13 protein-coding genes and 1 tRNA gene are annotated in these 17,152 nt (G+C 73.2%); 11 read left to right on the top strand and 3 right to left on the bottom strand.

From position 1 onward, the window contains the following. The 3 genes from AC51EU_RS15870 to AC51EU_RS15880 all read left to right on the top strand — a co-directional run. A partial coding sequence (locus AC51EU_RS15870) for a DNA polymerase III subunit delta' (protein WP_496267579.1) occupies positions 1-1,034 on the top strand: 1,034 nt, incomplete at its 5' end. Between the two features lie 297 nt (positions 1,035-1,331). Next, positions 1,332-2,924, top strand: a complete 1,593-nt coding sequence (locus AC51EU_RS15875; RefSeq protein ID WP_496267580.1) for an alpha/beta hydrolase — start codon at positions 1,332-1,334, stop codon at positions 2,922-2,924. A 61-nt stretch (positions 2,925-2,985) separates the two neighbouring features. Further along, a tRNA-Thr gene (locus AC51EU_RS15880) sits at positions 2,986-3,059 on the top strand. Between the two features lie 247 nt (positions 3,060-3,306). On the opposite strand, the gene AC51EU_RS15885 is transcribed toward AC51EU_RS15880, so the two are convergent. The 3 genes from AC51EU_RS15885 to AC51EU_RS15895 form a co-directional block, all read right to left on the bottom strand. Next, positions 3,307-4,347 (bottom strand): HNH endonuclease, encoded by a 1,041-nt coding sequence (locus AC51EU_RS15885; RefSeq protein ID WP_496267581.1) that lies wholly within the window; start codon positions 4,345-4,347, stop codon positions 3,307-3,309. A gap of 345 nt (positions 4,348-4,692) precedes the next feature. Continuing rightward, positions 4,693-5,199 (bottom strand): hypothetical protein, encoded by a 507-nt coding sequence (locus AC51EU_RS15890; protein WP_496267582.1) that lies wholly within the window; start codon positions 5,197-5,199, stop codon positions 4,693-4,695. A gap of 563 nt (positions 5,200-5,762) precedes the next feature. Then, the gene (locus tag AC51EU_RS15895; RefSeq protein ID WP_496267583.1) at positions 5,763-6,731 is read right to left on the bottom strand and encodes an HD domain-containing protein; all 969 of its coding nucleotides are present in this window, start codon (positions 6,729-6,731) and stop codon (positions 5,763-5,765) included. 276 nt (positions 6,732-7,007) lie between these two features. Here AC51EU_RS15895 and AC51EU_RS15900 point away from each other — a divergent pair, with 276 nt between their 5' ends. The 8 genes from AC51EU_RS15900 to AC51EU_RS15935 form a co-directional block, all read left to right on the top strand. Next, positions 7,008-8,702: a glycoside hydrolase family 13 protein gene (locus AC51EU_RS15900; RefSeq protein ID WP_496267584.1), complete on the top strand. Its 1,695-nt coding sequence runs from the start codon at positions 7,008-7,010 to the stop codon at positions 8,700-8,702. A 108-nt stretch (positions 8,703-8,810) separates the two neighbouring features. Beyond that, on the top strand, positions 8,811-9,491 hold the full coding sequence (locus tag AC51EU_RS15905) for a histone deacetylase (protein WP_496267585.1): 681 nt from the start codon (positions 8,811-8,813) through the stop codon (positions 9,489-9,491). A 29-nt stretch (positions 9,492-9,520) separates the two neighbouring features. Continuing rightward, positions 9,521-10,204 (top strand): response regulator, encoded by a 684-nt coding sequence (locus tag AC51EU_RS15910; RefSeq protein ID WP_496267586.1) that lies wholly within the window; start codon positions 9,521-9,523, stop codon positions 10,202-10,204. Between the two features lie 175 nt (positions 10,205-10,379). Continuing rightward, entirely contained in the window at positions 10,380-11,591 is a 1,212-nt protein-coding gene (locus tag AC51EU_RS15915) for a sensor histidine kinase (protein WP_496267587.1), read from the top strand. A 97-nt stretch (positions 11,592-11,688) separates the two neighbouring features. Next, positions 11,689-12,120: a hypothetical protein gene (locus AC51EU_RS15920; RefSeq protein WP_496267588.1), complete on the top strand. Its 432-nt coding sequence runs from the start codon at positions 11,689-11,691 to the stop codon at positions 12,118-12,120. An 8-nt stretch (positions 12,121-12,128) separates the two neighbouring features. After that, positions 12,129-13,025: an ABC transporter ATP-binding protein gene (locus AC51EU_RS15925; protein ID WP_496267589.1), complete on the top strand. Its 897-nt coding sequence runs from the start codon at positions 12,129-12,131 to the stop codon at positions 13,023-13,025. Beyond that, positions 13,022-14,608: an ABC transporter permease gene (locus tag AC51EU_RS15930; protein ID WP_496267590.1), complete on the top strand. Its 1,587-nt coding sequence runs from the start codon at positions 13,022-13,024 to the stop codon at positions 14,606-14,608. The genes AC51EU_RS15925 and AC51EU_RS15930 overlap by 4 nt, the downstream gene beginning before the upstream one ends. Positions 14,609-14,801: 193 nt before the next feature. Further along, the coding region (locus tag AC51EU_RS15935; protein WP_496267591.1) for an AAA family ATPase at positions 14,802-17,152 on the top strand (2,351 nt) is incomplete at its 3' end.

Genomic DNA, 17,152 nt, shown 5'->3' on the forward strand with positions numbered 1-17,152 from the left:
CGGCGCGCGCCTTCGCGGCCGCGCTCCAGTGCGTCAGCCCCGACCGGGCCCTCGGCGGCGCCCCCGGCTGCGGCTTCTGCGACGGCTGCCACACCACCCTCGTCGGTACCCACGCCGACGTCGAGATCGTCCGCACGGACCTGCTCTCCATCGGCGTCAAGGAGACCCGCGACCTCGTCCGCCGCGCCTCGCTCTCCCCGGCGGGCGGCCGCTGGCAGGTGATCGTCCTGGAGGACGCCGACCGCCTCACCGAGGGCGCCGGCAACGTCCTCCTCAAGGCCGTCGAGGAACCGGCACCCCGCACGGTCTGGCTGCTGTGCGCCCCCTCCATCGAGGACGTCCTGCCCACCATCCGCTCCCGCTGCCGCCACCTCACCCTGCGCACGCCCCCCGTCGACGCGGTCGCCGACGTCCTGGTCCGCCGCGACGGCATCGACCCCGGCACCGCGGCCACCGCCGCCCGGGCCACCCAGGGCCACATCGGCCGCGCCCGCCGCCTCGCCACCGACGAACGGGCCCGCGCCCGCCGCGCCGCCGTCCTCAAGCTGCCGCTGCGCGTCGATGACATCGGCGGCTGCCTCAAGGCCGCTCAGGAACTGATCGACGCGGCCGGCGAGGACGCCAAGCAGGTCGCCGAGGAGGTCGACGCGAAGGAGACCGAGGAACTGCGCGCGGCCCTGGGCGCCGCCGCCGGCACGGGCGGCCGGCTGCCCCGCGGCACGGCCGGCGTGATGAAGGAACTCCAGGACAAGCAGAAGCGCCGCGCCACCCGCACCCAGCGCGACAGCCTCGACCTCGCCCTGGTCGACCTCACCGGCTTCTACCGCGACGTCCTCGCCCTCCAACTGGGCGCCACCGTGCCGCTGGCCAACGAGGAGGCCCACGACGGCATCCGCCGCATCGCCTCCTCCTCCACCCCGGAACGCACCCTGCGCCGCATAGAAGCCGTGATCGCCTGCCGCGAGGCCCTGGACCGCAACGTCGCCCCGCTCCTCGCGGTCGAAGCGATGACGGCTGCCCTGCGGGCGGGGTGAGGCGGAGGCGGCTGCTTCGGGCGGTGTGAGGGGGGCAGTCCGGCGGGGCTACCAGGGTGCGCTCGACGTGTTCCACGAGGTGGCCGCCGGGCGGCTCGCCGCGCATCTGGATGCCGGACGCGCCGTCGCCGTGATCTCCCATCCGCCCCATCCACTCCACCCGCCACCACAACACCCATCCACCACCACTCACCGTCCCCAACCAGATACGCTCCGTTCGTTCTGTTCGTCCCGTCCCCCCGCCCTCACTGCCTCGTCACCGCCCCCCGCACGCCCTCCAGGGACCAAGGAGCCGCCGTGGCCACCAGTCGCCCCTTCCGCCTCGCCGCCGTCCTCTTCGCGGCCACCGCCCTGCTGGTCTCCGGCTGCTCGTCCGGCGGGACACCGCCCGACTCGTCGGCGCATCCGGACGGCACGGCGGAGGCCCAGGAGAGCGCCCGCCCCGACGGCACCCGCGTCCTGGTGCCGCTGCCCTCCGCCACCCCCGGCAACCTCCAGCGCTACTACGACCAGAAGCTCTCCTGGCGCGCGTGCGGCGTACCCGGCTTCGAGTGCGCGACGATGAAGGCGCCCCTGGACTACGCGAACCCCGACCCCGCCACCGACCTCAAGCTCGCCGTGGCCCGCAAGAAGGCCACCGGCCCGGGGAAGCGGATCGGTTCGCTGATGGTCAACCCCGGAGGCCCCGGCGGTTCGGCGATCGACTACCTCCAGCAGTACGCACCGCAGCCGGCCTCGGTCCGGGCCCGCTACGACATGGTGGCGATGGACCCGCGCGGCGTCGCCCGCAGCGAGCCGATCGAATGCCTCTCCAGCAAGCAGATGGACGCGTACACCGAGACCGACCAGACCCCCGACACCCCGGCGGAGGTCGACAAGCTCGTCGCCGCGTACCGCTCCTTCGCCCAGGGCTGCGAACGGCACTCCGGCAAGCTGCTGCCCCATGTCTCGACCATCGCGGCGGCCCGCGACATGGACGTCCTGCGCGCCGCGCTCGGCGACGCGAAGGTCAACTTCGTCGGCGCCTCGTACGGCACCTTCCTCGGCGCGACCTACGCGGGACTCTTCCCGTCCCGCTCCGGCCGGCTGGTCCTCGACGGTGCCCTGGACCCCTCGCGCGACTCCCTCCGGACCAACCTCGACCAGGCCGTGGGCTTCAACGGCGCCTTCACCGGGTTCGCCGAGGACTGCGTCGCGCAGCCCGACTGCCCCCTCGGCCACCAGAACGCCACCGACGCCGGCGCCCGCCTCGCCGCCTTCTTCAAGAAGCTGGACGCCCACCCCCTCGCCACCGGCCAGAGCCGCCCGCTCACCGAGTCGCTGGCCACGACGGGGGTGATCGCCGCCATGTACGACCAGCGGGCCTGGCCGCTGCTGCGCAAGGCCCTGGCCCAGGCCGAGCAGGGTGACGGCCGCGGCCTGCTCGTCCTCTCCGACAGCTACTTCGAACGCGACCAGGACGGCGACTACGCCAACCAGATGTACGCCAACCCCGCCGTGAACTGCCTCGACCTGCCGCCCGCCGCCACCGACCCGGACCAGGTCCGCGCCGAGCTGCCCGCCTTCCGCAAGGCGTCCCCGGTCTTCGGCGACACCTTCGCCTGGGCCTCCCTGAACTGCGCCTACTGGCCGGTCAAGCCGCAGGGCACCCCCCACCGCATCGAGGCGAAGGGCGCCGCCCCGATCCTCGTCCTCGGCACCCTCCGCGACCCGGCCACCCCCTACGCCTGGGCCAAGAGCCTCGCCTCCCAGCTCTCCAGCGCCACCCTCCTCACCTACGACAGCGACGGCCACACCGCCTACGGCCGAGGCAGCACCTGCATCGACACCACCGTCAACACCTACCTCCTCGACGGCACCATGCCCCCCAAGAACAAACGCTGCACCTGACCAGCCCCCGAACCGGTTACAGACCACCCCCTGGCCATGTGTAAACTGGGCCGCGCACCACGCCGCCTTAGCTCAGTCGGCCAGAGCGACGCACTCGTAATGCGTAGGTCAAGGGTTCGATTCCCTTAGGCGGCTCCGATGAAGTCCAGGTCAGTTACCCGCTGACCTGGACTTTTTCTTTGTCCGGGGCTGGCTGCCCGGGAATCCTGATGATCTCTGCGTGAGCGTGTGAGCCCGAGGTGAGCCCCGCGGCGCGAGCGACGGCCCTCGGGACGAGCTTCGCGGTCGCCTCGGCTGCCTCGGTGGCGAGCTCGGGCAGAGTGCTCTGCGGGCGGTTGCACCGTTGATGGTCATGGCAGCTCACAGGTTCGGTGTCCGTTCGTCAGTCGGCCTGCGCGGCGGCCAAGGCTTCCGCCGCGCGCCTGTCAGCCGCGTGCTTTCCCTCTATAGAGGCCCGAAGCTCTCCGGGCGTCGGCCACGGTGCGCGCCGGTGGATCATGCGGTGACAGTTAGCGCATATAAGGGCGAGATCGTTGAGCTTGGTCCGTCCTTCCCCCGCTATGTGAAGCGGGAGAATGTGATGGCACTCGATATACCCGGCGCCACGGTCCCCGTAGACTTCCTCGAAGTCGAAACCGCACGCCTCGCAAGCGAGTCGCCCGCCACGCTGGAGAACAGAAGTGATCTTCTTCTTGCGCAGGCCCTTGTTCCGTTCACGCGCCCTGTGCCGACGCATCAGCAACCGTCCTTCGGGCGCACTGTAGTCGTCGTCGAACGTCTCGTCCTCAGTCGGCGCGAGGGACCGCAGTTCACCCGTAGCGATGCCCTGGCGGATGAGGCGCGCAGCCTCGGTCATCTCCTCCGGGCGGGCAAGGAACTCGTGCAGCACCGTGCCATCCAGCGCGCCGCCGTTGGTGGGCTTCCCCTGGTACTCCGGGTGCCGGGTGGCAATGTCGAATGTTTTGCGAGCGACACCATTGCAGTTGCGGAACTTCTCGTTGCGCTCCGCTTCAGCGTGGAGGGGGAGCAACTGGAGCAGGGCAGACAGCTCCACCACTCGGCTGTCCTGGGCGTCCAGCCCCTTCCAGTCGTTCTCCCTCACCAGTTGGCAGGCGAGTATGACCTCATCACGGGCCCAATCCGGGTTCTTGACAGCCTTTACCTGGAAGCCTGCTCGTTTGAGCCATGCCACGGCATGGTCCTTGCCCCCGCTGAACTCGTCTGGCGCGAGCGCACGCCCCTGCCCCCACTTATGCGCCACCCCGGCGATCGCCTTGGAGTCGTACTCCCGGCCCTTATGTACCAGGACGTAGGACCGTGCCCCCTTGAAGCCGTACCTCGCTAGGAAGGCATCACGCCCCAACTCGTCATGCTCTGCAAGGGCCTTGATGACGTTCTCCTGGGTGATCGCTCCTCTACGCATAACGGAAGCGTAAGGCCAAGCACTGACAGAACACTCGGCACTGAAACAGAAACGCTTCGGTCATACAGGGTCAACTTCGTTCCGAAGCGACTTGGGAGACGGCTCTTCCTGGGGCTGACGTGCTGGATGGTGCGGTAGGCAAGCCGCTTTATCGGCTAGGCCGAATTGGAGGCGAAACCCTAGAGAAGCCGGATGACCGAGGGTTTCGTACCAGCGGCCGGCGACGCCTGGGAACGCCGGCCCCGCCTGCGGGCATCTCGGAGCGCAGGGACGAGGCTGGGTGCTTGGTTCGTCCGTACTTGCAGGGCTCGTCGCTGGGGTGTCCCGCCGCTGCCCGGGTGGGGGCTACTTGTAGGTGATGTCCCAGTGGTTGCCCTCGTTGGCGTAGGTGTTGCCGGAGGAGGTGCGGTACATGGGGGCGCCGTCGCTTCGCTTGCCGATGTAGGTGTAGTGGTGGGTGATGTAGAGGGTGGGGCAGGACTTGGCGGTGGCGGGGGAGATGTCGACCTTGAAGCCGTTCCAGTGGCTGTAGGTGCCGCTGGCGTGGCCGGTTTCGGTGCCGCCGGTGATGGTGAGGGTGCAGCCGCTGGCGCGCTTGAAGGCGATGACGCCGTCGATGGTGCCGGAGTTGATCGAGGTGAAGGACGTGCAGTTCTTCCGGTTGCGGTCGGAGCAGTTGCCGCTGGAGGTCCAGTTGATGCCGGCCGCGCGGAGCTTGGCCGCCGCCTGGTTGTGGGTCAGCTTGGTGCCGCTGGCCTCGGCGGGGGTGGCGGCGGGCAGGAGGACGGCGGCCGCTGCGGCGACGACCGCGACGGTGGCGTAACCACGGTGTGCGAGTCGGGTGGTGGACATGGGGTTCCTTTCGTCGTGGTGAAGCGGTGCATGTGGTGCATTCGGTGGACACGGTGAGTGGCGTGGGTGGCTGGGGTGTGGTGGGAGTGGGGCTTGCCCGGGGGCGGTGTCGTTCGGGAGGTGGTACGTGCGGTGCGTGTCTCGGGGTAGCGCTTCCGGGGGCGGTGCGTGCCTGAGGACGGTGCGTCCGGGGCGGTACGTGCGATGCCTGCCCGAGGACGGTGCACCCGGGGTCGTACGTGTGGCGCATGTCCGGGGACGGAATTGGCGCGGGGGATGTACCGCGCCGTTGGTGCCCCGATTGTGGGGGCGTTGCCGCTGTCCAGTCCAGGGTCGGGCGGGGTGTGTGGTGGAGGTGGGACGTCCCGTGCGCTGACCTGCGGAGACGGGGTGCTCGGGGACGACGCGGTGGGACGGGCGGGGGCCGGTTCGGGGGCGTGGGGGGCTTCGGAGTGTGTGGGCCGTCGGTCAGGTCCAGTGGACGTGGAATGTGGTGGGGAGGTCCGTGAGGGCGTTCAGTTCGGCCGCCAGGTCGGGGGAGGCGGTTTCGAGGGGTTGGCCGTTCACCAGGGGGCGGAGCGGTAGATCTTGCGGAGGGAGAAGGGCCAGCCGGGGTGGTTCGGGGGAGTGGTGGGGGTGGTGCTGACCGTCAGGCGGTGGGGCTCGTAGCGGAGCATGGTGCTTTCCGCTTGTGTGGGGGCGCAGGCGTCGAGGGCGGACCACAGTTGCGGATCGGTCATGCGGGAGAAGGCGGCCGGGGTGAGGGGGGTGTTGTCGAGCAGTTGGCGGGCCAGGCGGCGGACCACCGAGGCCGGGCCCGCGTTGTCCCAGGAGGTGTGCAGGCGCGCTTCCGCGCAGACCAGGGCGACGAGCGAGGCGGCGGCCGGACGGTCGGCCGACACCGTGCTGTCGTGGAGGGTGAGCCGGCTCAGTAAGTCGGTCGGGTCGGTGGTGAGGTGGCCGGCGGCGCGGCCGCTGCGTACGAACGAGTCGAGGTGGTCGAGGTTCAGGAGCCCCGAGCGGTTGGTGAGCGGTGTGGGTGGCTGTGGGGTGAGGAGGGCGGTGATGGCCTCGGGGGTGAGGCCGTGGTCCTCCAGTACGGGGCGGATCGGGGCCGTTCGGAGGAGCTGGATGCCGATGGCGTGATGGTCGAGGCCGGAAATGCCTTCGCAGGTGTGGCTCAACGGGAGGTGGCCGATGTCGTGCAACAGGGCCGCGATCCGCAGGAGTTCGTCCTCCGGACGGAAGTGGGCGGCCAGGGAGAGGGCGCCGAGGGAGTGTTCCAGCCGGGAGTACGACTGGAGGGTGCAGAGCGTCGAGGCGCCGCCGTGGGCGATGAAGTGCAGGCGCCGTAGGGGTTCGGTGCGTAGGAGGGCGATTTCCACGGGGTGCAAACGGACGGGAATGCGCCACAGGGGGTCGGTGAACACCCCGGTCAGACCCGTCACGTTGGTGGGGGTGGGGCGTGCGAGGGCGCCGTGGGCGGCGTCCTGGGTTCCTTGCGGTGAGGATACGTCCCGTTGGTCGGCCATCAGGGCACTCTAGGGCGGCTGCGACCGAGTCGGCGAGAGTTCGGAGTTTTGCGTCAAGTGACGGTAGGAGAAGTGGATTTCGGGCTCTTTGGCGTTGTTCGTTGAGCGTCAAGAGGGCGTGAACAGGAGCACCGGGTCATCGAGGTGTGACGCGCCGTTGGTAGGTGCCTCCGTCCCAGGGGGTGCCCTGCGTCCCGCGACCCCCGCCCCGTACCGTACGCACAGGGTCAACTGGCCCTGCTCCACGCACCGTTACAGGAAAGTCCCGCACCGCGCATGACCAGCACCGCACCCGGCGCCACCGCCGTTCCCGCCCGCGTCCCGGACTCCGCACCCGCGGGGGAGCCCTGGTGGCGTACGGCCGTCGTCTACCAGATCTATGTCCGCAGCTTTCAGGACTCCACCGGTAACGGCACCGGGGATCTCGGGGGTGTTCTCGAACGCCTTCCGTATCTGCGCCGGCTCGGTGTGGATGCCGTCTGGCTGAGCCCGTTCTACCCGTCGCCGCAGCACGATCACGGCTATGACGTCGCTGATTACCACGATGTGGACCCCCGCTTCGGTGACCTGGGTCTGATGCGCGAGGTGATCGATCGTGCCCATGCGCTGGGGCTGCGTATCGTCGTCGACATCGTCCCCAATCACTGTTCCATTGAGCACGCCTGGTTCAAGGCGGCGCTCGCCGCCGGGCCGGGTAGTCCCGAGCGTGGCCTCTTCCACTTCGCCGACGGGCGGGGTGCGGACGGCGCCGAGCCGCCCAACAACTGGCGTTCGATCTTCGGGGGTCCCTCCTGGGTACGGACGACGGACGCCGACGGCACACCCGGGCAGTGGTACCTGCACTCGTTCGCACCTGAGCAGGCGGACTTCAACTGGGCGGACCCCCGGGTCGGGGACTACTTCGAGTCCGTCCTGCGGTTCTGGCTGGATCTGGGCGTCGACGGGTTCCGTATCGATGTGGCCCACGGGCTGCACAAGCAGCGGGGGCTGCCCGACGACCCGGACGCGCATCTCGACGAGACCACCGGCGACCCGGTCAATTCCGCCGCCTGGAACCGTCCCGAGGTTCATGAGGTGTGGCGCCGCTGGCGGGCGCTCACCGACGCGTACGAGCGGGAGGACGGCCGTTCCCGTGTGCTGGTCGGGGAGATCGGTGTTCTCGATCCGCGTCAACTGGCCCTGTACCAGCGGCCGGACGAGCTGCACCAGAGTTTCTTCTTCGAGTTCCTGCGCACCGACTGGGACGCGGCGGCCTTCCGCGATGTCATCGGCCGGGGGCTGGCGGCGATCACGGCGTCCGGCGCGGGGGTCAGCTGGGTGCTCAACAACCACGACATGCCGCGTGCGGTGACCCGTTACGCGGGCGGCGAGCCCGGTGGCCGGCCCGGCGACACCGGTCTCGGGGAACGCCGGGCCCGCGCGGCGCTGCTGATGATGCTGGCGCTGCCCGGTTCCGTCTACCTCTACCAGGGCGAGGAACTGGGCCTGCCGGAGGTCGTGGACCTGCCGGTCACCGTCCTCCAGGACCCGATGTACCACCGTTCGGGCGGCGCGCGCCGGGGGCGGGACGGCTGCCGGGTCCCGCTGCCGTGGCACGCCGACGGGCCCTCGTACGGCTTCACCAGCGCGGCTCCCTGGCTGCCGCAGCCGGAGTGGTTCACCGCCTACGGGGCGGACGGGCAGGAGCGGCGCGGGGACTCCACGCTGCACCTGTACCGGGCCGCCCTCGGGCTGCGCGCGTCCCTGCCTGATCTGCGGGAGACCGGTCTGACCTGGACCGATGCCCCCGACGGCCTGCTGTCCTTCCGCCGGGGACGGCTGCTGTGCACGGTCAACTGCGGGCCGGCGCCCGTCCCCGTACCGGAGGCGGCGGCGCTGCTGCTCTCCTCCACCGCCGAGCCGCTGATCGACAAGCAGCCCACGGACTCCGCCGCCTGGTGGCTCGTCCCGGAGTCCGGCGCCGACGGCTGAGCCCCGTACCGGCCGTCACCCGTCCGGGGGCCGCGGGGACGGGGCGGGCGGGTAAGGATGCCCCGGCGTCTTCGCGGGGCATCCGACGGCGGCAGGAGGGCGGCACGCATGAGCACCGTACGCATCCCCGAGCCGGGACCGGTCGGCGGGCCCGCGCCGCACCGGGTCTGGTACGCCTCCTACGGATCGAACACGCACCGGGGGCGGCTCGCCTGCTACATCGAGGGCGGGCGGCCACCGGGGGCGGCGCGGGCGTACCCGGGGTGCCGGGACCGCACCCCGCCCGCCGCCTCGGTCCCCGTGGAGCTGCCCGGGTGCGTGTACTTCGCCACCGAGTCCCCGGTGTGGGGCGGCGGCCGGGCCTTCTACGACCCCGGGGCCGAGGGGCGCGCCTTGGCGCGGGCGCATCTGGTGACCGCCGGGCAGTTCGCCGATGTCGCGGCCCAGGAGATGTGCCGGGCCCCGGGCACCGACCTGGACCTGGCGGCGGCCCTCGCGCACGGCAGGGCCGTCCTCGGCGACGGCCGCTACGAGACGCTGGTGTGCCCGGGGCGGATCGGCGGGGTCCCCGTGCTCACCTTCACCGCGCCCTGGGGCGTGGACGAGGTGCGCTGGACGCCGCCCTCCGCCGTGTATCTGCGGTTCCTGGCGTCGGGGCTGCTCGCTGCCGGGGCGTGGGACGCCGGGACGGTGGCGGCGTATCTCGCGGGGCTTCCGGGGGCGGCGGGGCACTGGAGTCCGGAGGCGGTGGAGGAGATGACGGTGGAACAGGATCCGAAGGGTCCCTGACCGGTCGTGGTACCTGGGATGATCCGGGGATGAGCATCGGAGTGCTGATCGTGGACGACCAGGAGATGGTCCGCCGGGGCATCCGGGGCATGCTGGAGAGCCAGCCGGACATCGAGGTGGTCGGTGAGGCCGCGGACGGGGTCGCGGCCCTGGACGCGGCCCGCCGGCTGAAGCCGGATGTGGCGCTGGTGGACATCCGCATGCCCCGGATGGACGGGCTGGAGGTCACCCGCAGGCTGCTCGACCCCGCCGCTCCCTCGGGCGTCCGGGTCGTCGTGGTCACCACCTTCGACCTCGACGAGTACGTGTATCCCGCGCTGCGGTACGGGGCCTCCGGCTTTCTGCTCAAGCGGTCGGGGCCGGTGCTGCTCGCGGAGGCGGTGCGGGCCGCGATGGCGGGGGACAGCCTCATCAGCCCCTCCATCACCGTGCGGCTGCTGCGTCATGTCACGGGCACCGGGGTGCCCCGGCGGGCCGCGGTGCCCCGGGCCGCCGAGGCGCCGGCCGCGGTCGAGCAGCTGACACCACGTGAGATCGAGATCGCCGGGCAGGTCGCCGAGGGGCTGACCAACGCCGACATCGCCACGCGGATGTTCATCTCACCGGGCACCGTGAAGACGCATGTCGCCAGCATCCAGCGCAAACTCGGGGTGCGGAACCGGGTGGGGATCGCCGTACGCGCCTGGGAGCGAGGGTGGGCGCGCACGGCGTGACTCCGGGGGCCGTCCCCCGCCTGCCTCGCGGCGCCCGGCGCGCATGCTCTCCGCTGTGCCGGGTCGCCGACCGGTACCGGGGCGCCCCTCCACCGTGGGACCGCACGCGCCGGACGCCGCGAGGAGCGCCCCCTCCGGGCGGACGACGGGGGTGCGACGACCCTAGGCTGGCGCGATGAGTGAAGCCTTGACGATGCCGGGGCGGTGGCGCCGCCCGGCGGACAGGGTGCGGCGGGCGGCACAGATCACCGCCGTGCCGATGCTGTTCCTCCCGGTGTTCCTGGGGCCCCCGGGGCTGTGGCCGCTCGCCGTCGCCTCCCTCACGGCCGTCCTCGTCGCCCTGGCCCGCTGGCCGTACCGTGAGGTCACCCTTGACACCGCGGCCGGAGCCGCCGTGCTGGTGTCCGGTGTCACGGACGCCGTCTACGCCGGTCGGCCGGCCCTGTCCCTGGCGTGGCTGCCGTTCGAGACGACGGGCCTGCTGCTGCTCGTCGTCCGGGTGGTCCGGCGGTGCGAGGCCCGACGGGCCGTGGCGCTGGCCACCGCGCTCTCGCTCGCCGTGCTGGCCATGCCGCTGCGGCTGAGCCTGCGCGACCCGCGGGTCGACGCGGCGGGCAACGCCGTGATGGCGCTGCTCGGCCTCCTCGGGGTGGGCTGCGCCGTCGGCGTCGGCTGCTTCCTGCGCAGCATGGACAACCGCCGCCGCCAGGCGGTGACCGACGCCCGGCGCGAGCAGCGGCTCTACATGGCGCGGGTGCTGCACGACTTCGTGGCGCACGAGGTCACCGGCATCCTGATGGAGGTCCAGGCGGCCCGGACCGCGCCCCACGAACCCGACCGGCACCAAGAACTCCTCGTCCGCCTGGAGGAGTCCAGCCTCCGCGCCCTGGACTCGATGGACCGGACGCTCCAGGCGCTCCGCGACCCCGAGGGCACACCGCACGACGGGACCGGGCCCCCGCCGTCCGAAGCGCCCACCCTCCTGTACGGCCTCGCCGACCTCCCCGACCTGGTGGCCCGCTTCACCGAGTCCACCGCCGTCCCCACCGAACTGGACCTGGACCGCGGCCTCGTCGGTGTCCTCACGCGGGAGGCGGACGAGACCGCGTACACGATGGTCCTGGAGGCGCTCACCAACGTACGGCGGCACGCCGGGGCCACCGCGGGCGTCCGCGTCGCGGCCCGGCGGGACAGGGACACCGTCCGGCTGTCCGTACGCGACGAGGGCGGCGCCGGCGCACCGCTCCAGGAGGAACGCGCCGGCGGCGGCACCGGGCTGGCCGGCCTCGACGCGCGGTTCGGCGTCCTCGGCGGCACCCTCACCGCCGGGCCGGCCGGTGAGGGCTGGGAGGTCGTCGGCGTACTGCCGCTGGGCGGCACGAAGTAGCGGCCCCGGCCCGCGGATATCTGCCGAACGGCAGATGTGCCCCGCGCGCCGCCCCGGGAGAGTGGACGCATCCCACGAAGACATCCCGGAGGTAGTGGTGTTCCCGAAAACGCTGACCCGGAGTGCCGTCGCGGCCGCGGCCCTCGCCGCCCTCGTCGGCGTCACCGGATGCGCCGACGCCCGCGACGCGCGCCCGGAGACGAAGGAGTTCCCGTTCTCGGGCGCCACGCTCGACGTCCGCGCGCACGAGACCCCCACCGACCTGGTCGCCTCGGACCGCGACGACGTCAAGGTGACACGGTGGTTCGACGCGAAGGCGGGCTCCGGCAAGCGGACGTCCTGGTCGCTGGAGAAGGGCGTGCTGGACCTGGAGGCCGGCTGCACCGGCATCGCCAACTGCGACGCCCGCTTCCGGGTCGAGGTCCCCAGGTCCGTCAAGGTGCTCCGCGACGGCCGCGCCACCGACCTCAAGGGCGCCCACGCCTCCGGGTCGGCCCTGCGTGCCGTCGTCGACGGCCTCGGCCGGTAGGGGGCGTCGTGCTGGAACTCGTCGACGTCACCAAGGTCTACCGGGGCGGCAAGCGCGCCGTGGACGGGATGACGCTCCGGATGGACAAGGGCCTGATCGGGCTGCTGGGGCCCAACGGGGCCGGCAAGTCGTCGCTGATGCGGATCGCCGCCACGGTCACCCGCCCCTCCAGCGGCCACGTCCTCTTCGAGGGCACCGATGTGGTGGCCCGCCCGGACGTGCTGCGGCGCGCCCTCGGCTACCTCCCCCAGGACTTCGGGGTCTACCCGAACCTGACCTCCCGGGAATTCCTCGCCTACCTGGCCGCTGCCAAGGGCCTGTCCGCCCGGTCGGCGCGCGCCCGCATCGAGGAACTGCTGGAGCTGGTCAACCTCACCGAGGCCGTCAAGCGCCCGCTCGGGACGTACTCGGGCGGCATGATGCGCCGGGTCGGCATCGCCCAGGCCCTGCTCGCCGACCCCCGCGTGATCGTCGTGGACGAGCCGACGGCCGGCCTCGACCCCGAGGAACGCGTCCGCTTCCGCAACCTGCTCAGCGATCTCGCGGCCGACCGGGTCGTCATGCTCTCCACCCACATCGTCTCCGACATCGAATCGGTCGCCTCCGACATCGCCGTCGTCGCCGGGGGCCGTCTCCAGCGGCGGGGCACCCCGGAGGGGCTGCTCGCCCCGCTCGCCGGCCGCGTGTGGGAGATGATGACCGACCCGGCCGACGTGCGGGCCGTCCAGGAGCGCCACCTCGTCACCCGTATGGTGCGCACGGCGAGCGGCGTCCGGGTGCGGCTGCTCACCGAGGGCGTGCCGTACGCGACCGCCGAGCAGGTCGCCCCGGACCTGGAGGACGCCTACCTCGCGATCGTCCACGGGACCACGCGGCCCGTCGCCGGAACGGCGGGACGGCCGTGAACCCCCGCACACTCCTCCGGCTGGCCACCGCCGACTTCCTCGACCGGGTGCGGCGCCCCGCGTACGCGGTGATCCTCGCCGCGGCCGTCGGCCTCGGCTACCTCGCCGTCCCGGAACCGGGCGCCCGATGGGCCGTCGTGCAGGTCGGCGCCTACCGCGGCGCCTACACCAGCGAGTACATCGGCACGGTGGTCGCCCTCGCCGGGACGCTCTGGCTGGCGCTGGGCGGCTTCTACGCCGTACGCAACGGCATCGCGCGGGACGAGAGCACGGGCGTGGGCCGCCTCCTCGCCGCCACGCCGCTGCGCAACGTTCCTTACTTCGCCGCGAAGTTCCTCAGCGGTCTGCTGGTGCTCGGCTCCATGCTGGCCGTGCTCGCCGTCACCGGTCTGGTGATGCAGCTGGCCCGAGGGGAGTCGACGGCGATTCATCCGCTGGGCCTGTTCGGTCCGTTCCTGTGGCTGGCGCTGCCGGTCATGGCGCTCACCGCGGCGGCGGCCCTCCTCTTCGAGGCCGTGCCGGTGCTGCGCGGTGGCATGGGCAACGTCCTGTGGTTCTTCGTGTGGGTGGTCCTGGCGCTCGGCGGGCAGTCGCCCCGGGCGCCGCTCGGCGGCATCGGGGTGCACGACGTCGCGCGGACCATGGCCGCCGATCTGCGGGCCCAGGGCGTCGGCCTCGGGGACGCAGGGGAGTTCAGCCTGGGACTGACCTTCGTGGAGGCGCCGTTGAAGGTCTTCACCTGGCATGGCTTCACCCCCGACGCCTCCTTCCTCCTCGGCCGGGGCGTCCTCGTCCTCGCGGCGCTCGTCCTCGCCGTGCTGCCCGCGCTGTGGTTCCCCCGCTTCGACCCCGCGCGCGCCGCCGGCCCGGTGGCGGAGGGGCGCCCGGCGGACGGCACCGCCCCGCCGGAGGTGCGGGCGGCCCCCGCCGCGCGGCCCGCGCGCTCCCCGCGTACGCCGGTGGCGTACGGCAACCCCTGGGCACGACTGCTGGTGGGGGAGGTACGGGCGCTGCTCCAGGGGACGCCCTGGTGGTGGTGGCTGGTCGCGCTCGCCCTCACCGTCGCCGCGCTGACGGTCGGTACGGCGGCCGGTACGGCGCGGACCCTGCTGCCCGTCGCATGGATCTGGCCGGTCCTCCTGTGGTCCCGGCTCGGCGCGCAGCGGCACGAGAACGGCGTCGAGGCGCTGCTCGGCGCGTACCCCTCGGCCCGCCGCAGGCTCGCCGCGGAGTGGGGCGCGGGATGCGTGCTGACCGCGGTCACCGGGATCGGCCCGGCCCTGCGCATGGCGGCCGGCGCCGACCTGCCCGGACTGGCGTGCTGGCTCGGCGGAGCGGTGTTCGTCCCCTCGCTCGCCCTGGCCCTCGGGTCGCTGAGCCGCACCCACCGGCTGTTCCAGATGGTCTATCTGCCGCTGTGGTACGCGGTGCTCAACGGCCTGGCGGCGGTGGACTTCATGGGGGCCGTCCGCGGCCCGGACGGCGCCCCGGCGGGCGTGCCGCCGCTGCTCACCCTCGTCGTCGCGGCCGGACTGGCGGCGGCCGCCTTCCTGGCCCCGGCGCTGCGACGCGCGGCGTCCTGAGCCGTCGGCCGGCATGCGGGGTGCAGCCCCGGTCGTCCCGGGGCCGCACGCCCGTGTCCGTGTCCCCCGACCCGCCGGTGAGGCGTATGTCAGTGGCGTGCGGTACCAACATGGGGGAGGAACGAAGCGGCCTCGTCCCGTCGGTGCGGTGCGTGGGCGGCCGCGGCGCGGGCGGGTCGGCACGTCGAGGGGGATGGTGGTGGACGGACACGGGACGTCGGGCGGGCCCGAGCCGCTCGTCGGGCGGGCCGCGGAGACCGGCCGGCTGACGGCGGTGCTGGCGCGGCTGGGGGACGGCGCGCCCGCCGCGGTCGACATCACCGGGGACGCGGGCATCGGCAAGAGCCGCCTGCTGGCGGAGCTCACCGCGCGGGCGCGCGAGAGGGGCCTGACGGTGATGCGCGGGCGGGCCGCGGAACACGGGCGGGACAGCCCGTTCCAGCCGTTCGCCGACGCCCTGGCCGACCTCGGGCGGCACGACCTGCGGGCCTACCCGTCCCTGGCCGCGCTGCCGCCCGTCGTCCGCCGCCGGCTCGACGACGCCCCGGGGCCACCGGAACGCACCCGCTCCGAGCTGTGCCGGACGATAGCGGGGGCGCTGGGCCGGGTGCGGGGCCCCGGCCTCGTCATCGTCCTGGACGATCTGCACTGGGCCGATGCGGCCTCCCGGGAACTCGTCGACCATCTGGTGCGGCACCCCGTCACCGCGCCGCTGCTGCTCGTCGCCGCCCGCCGCGAACGCCAGTCACCGGCCGCGCTGTCCAGCGCCCTGGCCCGCGGCGCCGAGGCCGGGACGGTGCTGCGGCTCGCGCTGGAGCCGCTGGCCGAGGAGGCGTGCGTACGCGGCCTGGCGCCGGAACTCCCGCCGGAGGAGGCCGCCGCCCTGCACGCCGAGAGTGAGGGCAACCCGCTGTACTTCCTCGCCCTGCTGCGGGCCCGCCGCGCCGGGGTGCCGCTGGGCGCCCCGAGGCCGCCCGACGCCCCCGGCTGCCCGGGGGCCGCCCGGGCCGCGGCGCTGCTGCTCGACGAACTGACGCCGCTCGGCCCGCTGGAGCGCGGCGCCGTCGAGGCCGTCGCGGTGCTCGGCGAACACGCCACCACCTCCCTCCTCGGCACCGTCACCCGGGCCGACGAGGAGGAACTGGTCACCGCGCTGCGCCGCGTCGTCCGCCGTGACCTGGTACGCGTCGACCCCGACGGGCACCGCCTCGCGCTGCGGCACCCGCTGATGCCGCTCCTGGTCCGCGCGTGCACGGACCCCTGGCGGCTCCAGGAATTGAGCCGCCGGGCGGCGGCGGGCCTGGCCCGCGCCGGAGCGCCCGTCGTCGCGCGGGCACCCCACATCGCGCGGTCGCTGACGAGCTGGGACCCGGCGGCCGCCGCGGTGCTCGTCGAGGCCGCGGCACAGAGCGCGTTCACCGACCCGGCCGCCTCCGCCCGCTGGCTGGAGACCGTCCTGCGCACCCTCCCCGACACCCCCCACCACCTGGGCACCCGCTGCGAACTGCTGCTCCTGCGGGCCCGCGCGCTCGGCACGGCCGGGGCGGTACGGGAGAGCCGCGACCTGCTCCACCGGCTGATCGGCCTGTGCCCGCCGGACGCGGACGGTGACGACGGGCTGCGGGTCTCCGCCGTCCTGCTCTGTGCCTACATGGAGCGCTATCTGGGCCGCCATCCGGAGGCGGGCGCCCTGCTCCGCCGGGAACTGGACCGCGACCCGGGCCCGCCGCCGGGCCGGCGGGCCGGTTTCGTCGTCGAATGGGGCTGCCACGCCCTGTTCGCCACCCGCTATCCCCGGGTGCGCGAGGAACTGGCCCGCACCCTCGACGACGTCCGCGCCCGGGGCGACGAGAGCGGCCAGGTGGAGGCCCTGACGCTCGCCGCCATGGGGGAGGCGTACGAGGGCGACACCCCGGTGGCGCGCGCCCACGCCGACGCCGCGGCCGCGCTGATGGACATGGCGCCGGACGGTGACCTCCTCGGCCGGTGTGAGCCGCTGGTCAGACTGGCCTGGAGCGAGGTGTTCCTGGAGCGGTACGCCGACGCGGTCCGGCACTCCGAGCGGGGCGCGGGCATCGCCCGGCGGACCGGCCGCCCGTTCGCCCTCTCCCAGCTGCTGCTGTCCGCCGCGTACGCGCACTGCGTCACGGGCCGGGTGACGGTCGCGCTGGCCGCGGCCGACGAGGCCGTCACGGTGGCGCGGCGCCTGGAGAGCGGCGAACTCCTCGGCTTCACCCGCGCGATACGCACCGTGGTGCTGCTGCACGCCCGGCCGCCGGGGCACCCGGAGGTGCTGGCCGCCGCGGAGCAGGCGGTGGCCGACGTGGGCCCGGTGGAGGGCTGGTGGGCGACGCTGACACGCTCCCTGCTCGCCCACGCGGCGCTCGGCGCGGGCGACGCGCACCGCGTACGGGACGTCCTGCTGAGCGCGGGCGGCGGCCGGGACCTGCCCCGGTTGCAGCCCTCCTTCCGGCCGAACTTCTTCGAACTGCTGGTCTCCGCCGCCCTCGCCACCGGCCAGCCCGCCGACGCCGAGCGCTGGGC

This window comes from Candidatus Streptomyces philanthi (genome assembly GCF_059553635.1).

Excerpts from the sequence above, each read along its gene's own strand:
- AC51EU_RS15885 (WP_496267581.1), bottom strand. The coding sequence starts at position 4,347 with ATGCGTAGAGGAGCGATCACCCAGGAGAACGTCATCAAGGCCCTTGCA.
- AC51EU_RS15890 (WP_496267582.1), bottom strand. The coding sequence starts at position 5,199 with ATGTCCACCACCCGACTCGCACACCGTGGTTACGCCACCGTCGCGGTC.
- AC51EU_RS15895 (WP_496267583.1), bottom strand. The coding sequence starts at position 6,731 with ATGGCCGACCAACGGGACGTATCCTCACCGCAAGGAACCCAGGACGCC.
- AC51EU_RS15900 (WP_496267584.1), top strand. The coding sequence starts at position 7,008 with ATGACCAGCACCGCACCCGGCGCCACCGCCGTTCCCGCCCGCGTCCCG.
- AC51EU_RS15905 (WP_496267585.1), top strand. The coding sequence starts at position 8,811 with ATGAGCACCGTACGCATCCCCGAGCCGGGACCGGTCGGCGGGCCCGCG.
- AC51EU_RS15910 (WP_496267586.1), top strand. The coding sequence starts at position 9,521 with ATGAGCATCGGAGTGCTGATCGTGGACGACCAGGAGATGGTCCGCCGG.
- AC51EU_RS15915 (WP_496267587.1), top strand. The coding sequence starts at position 10,380 with ATGAGTGAAGCCTTGACGATGCCGGGGCGGTGGCGCCGCCCGGCGGAC.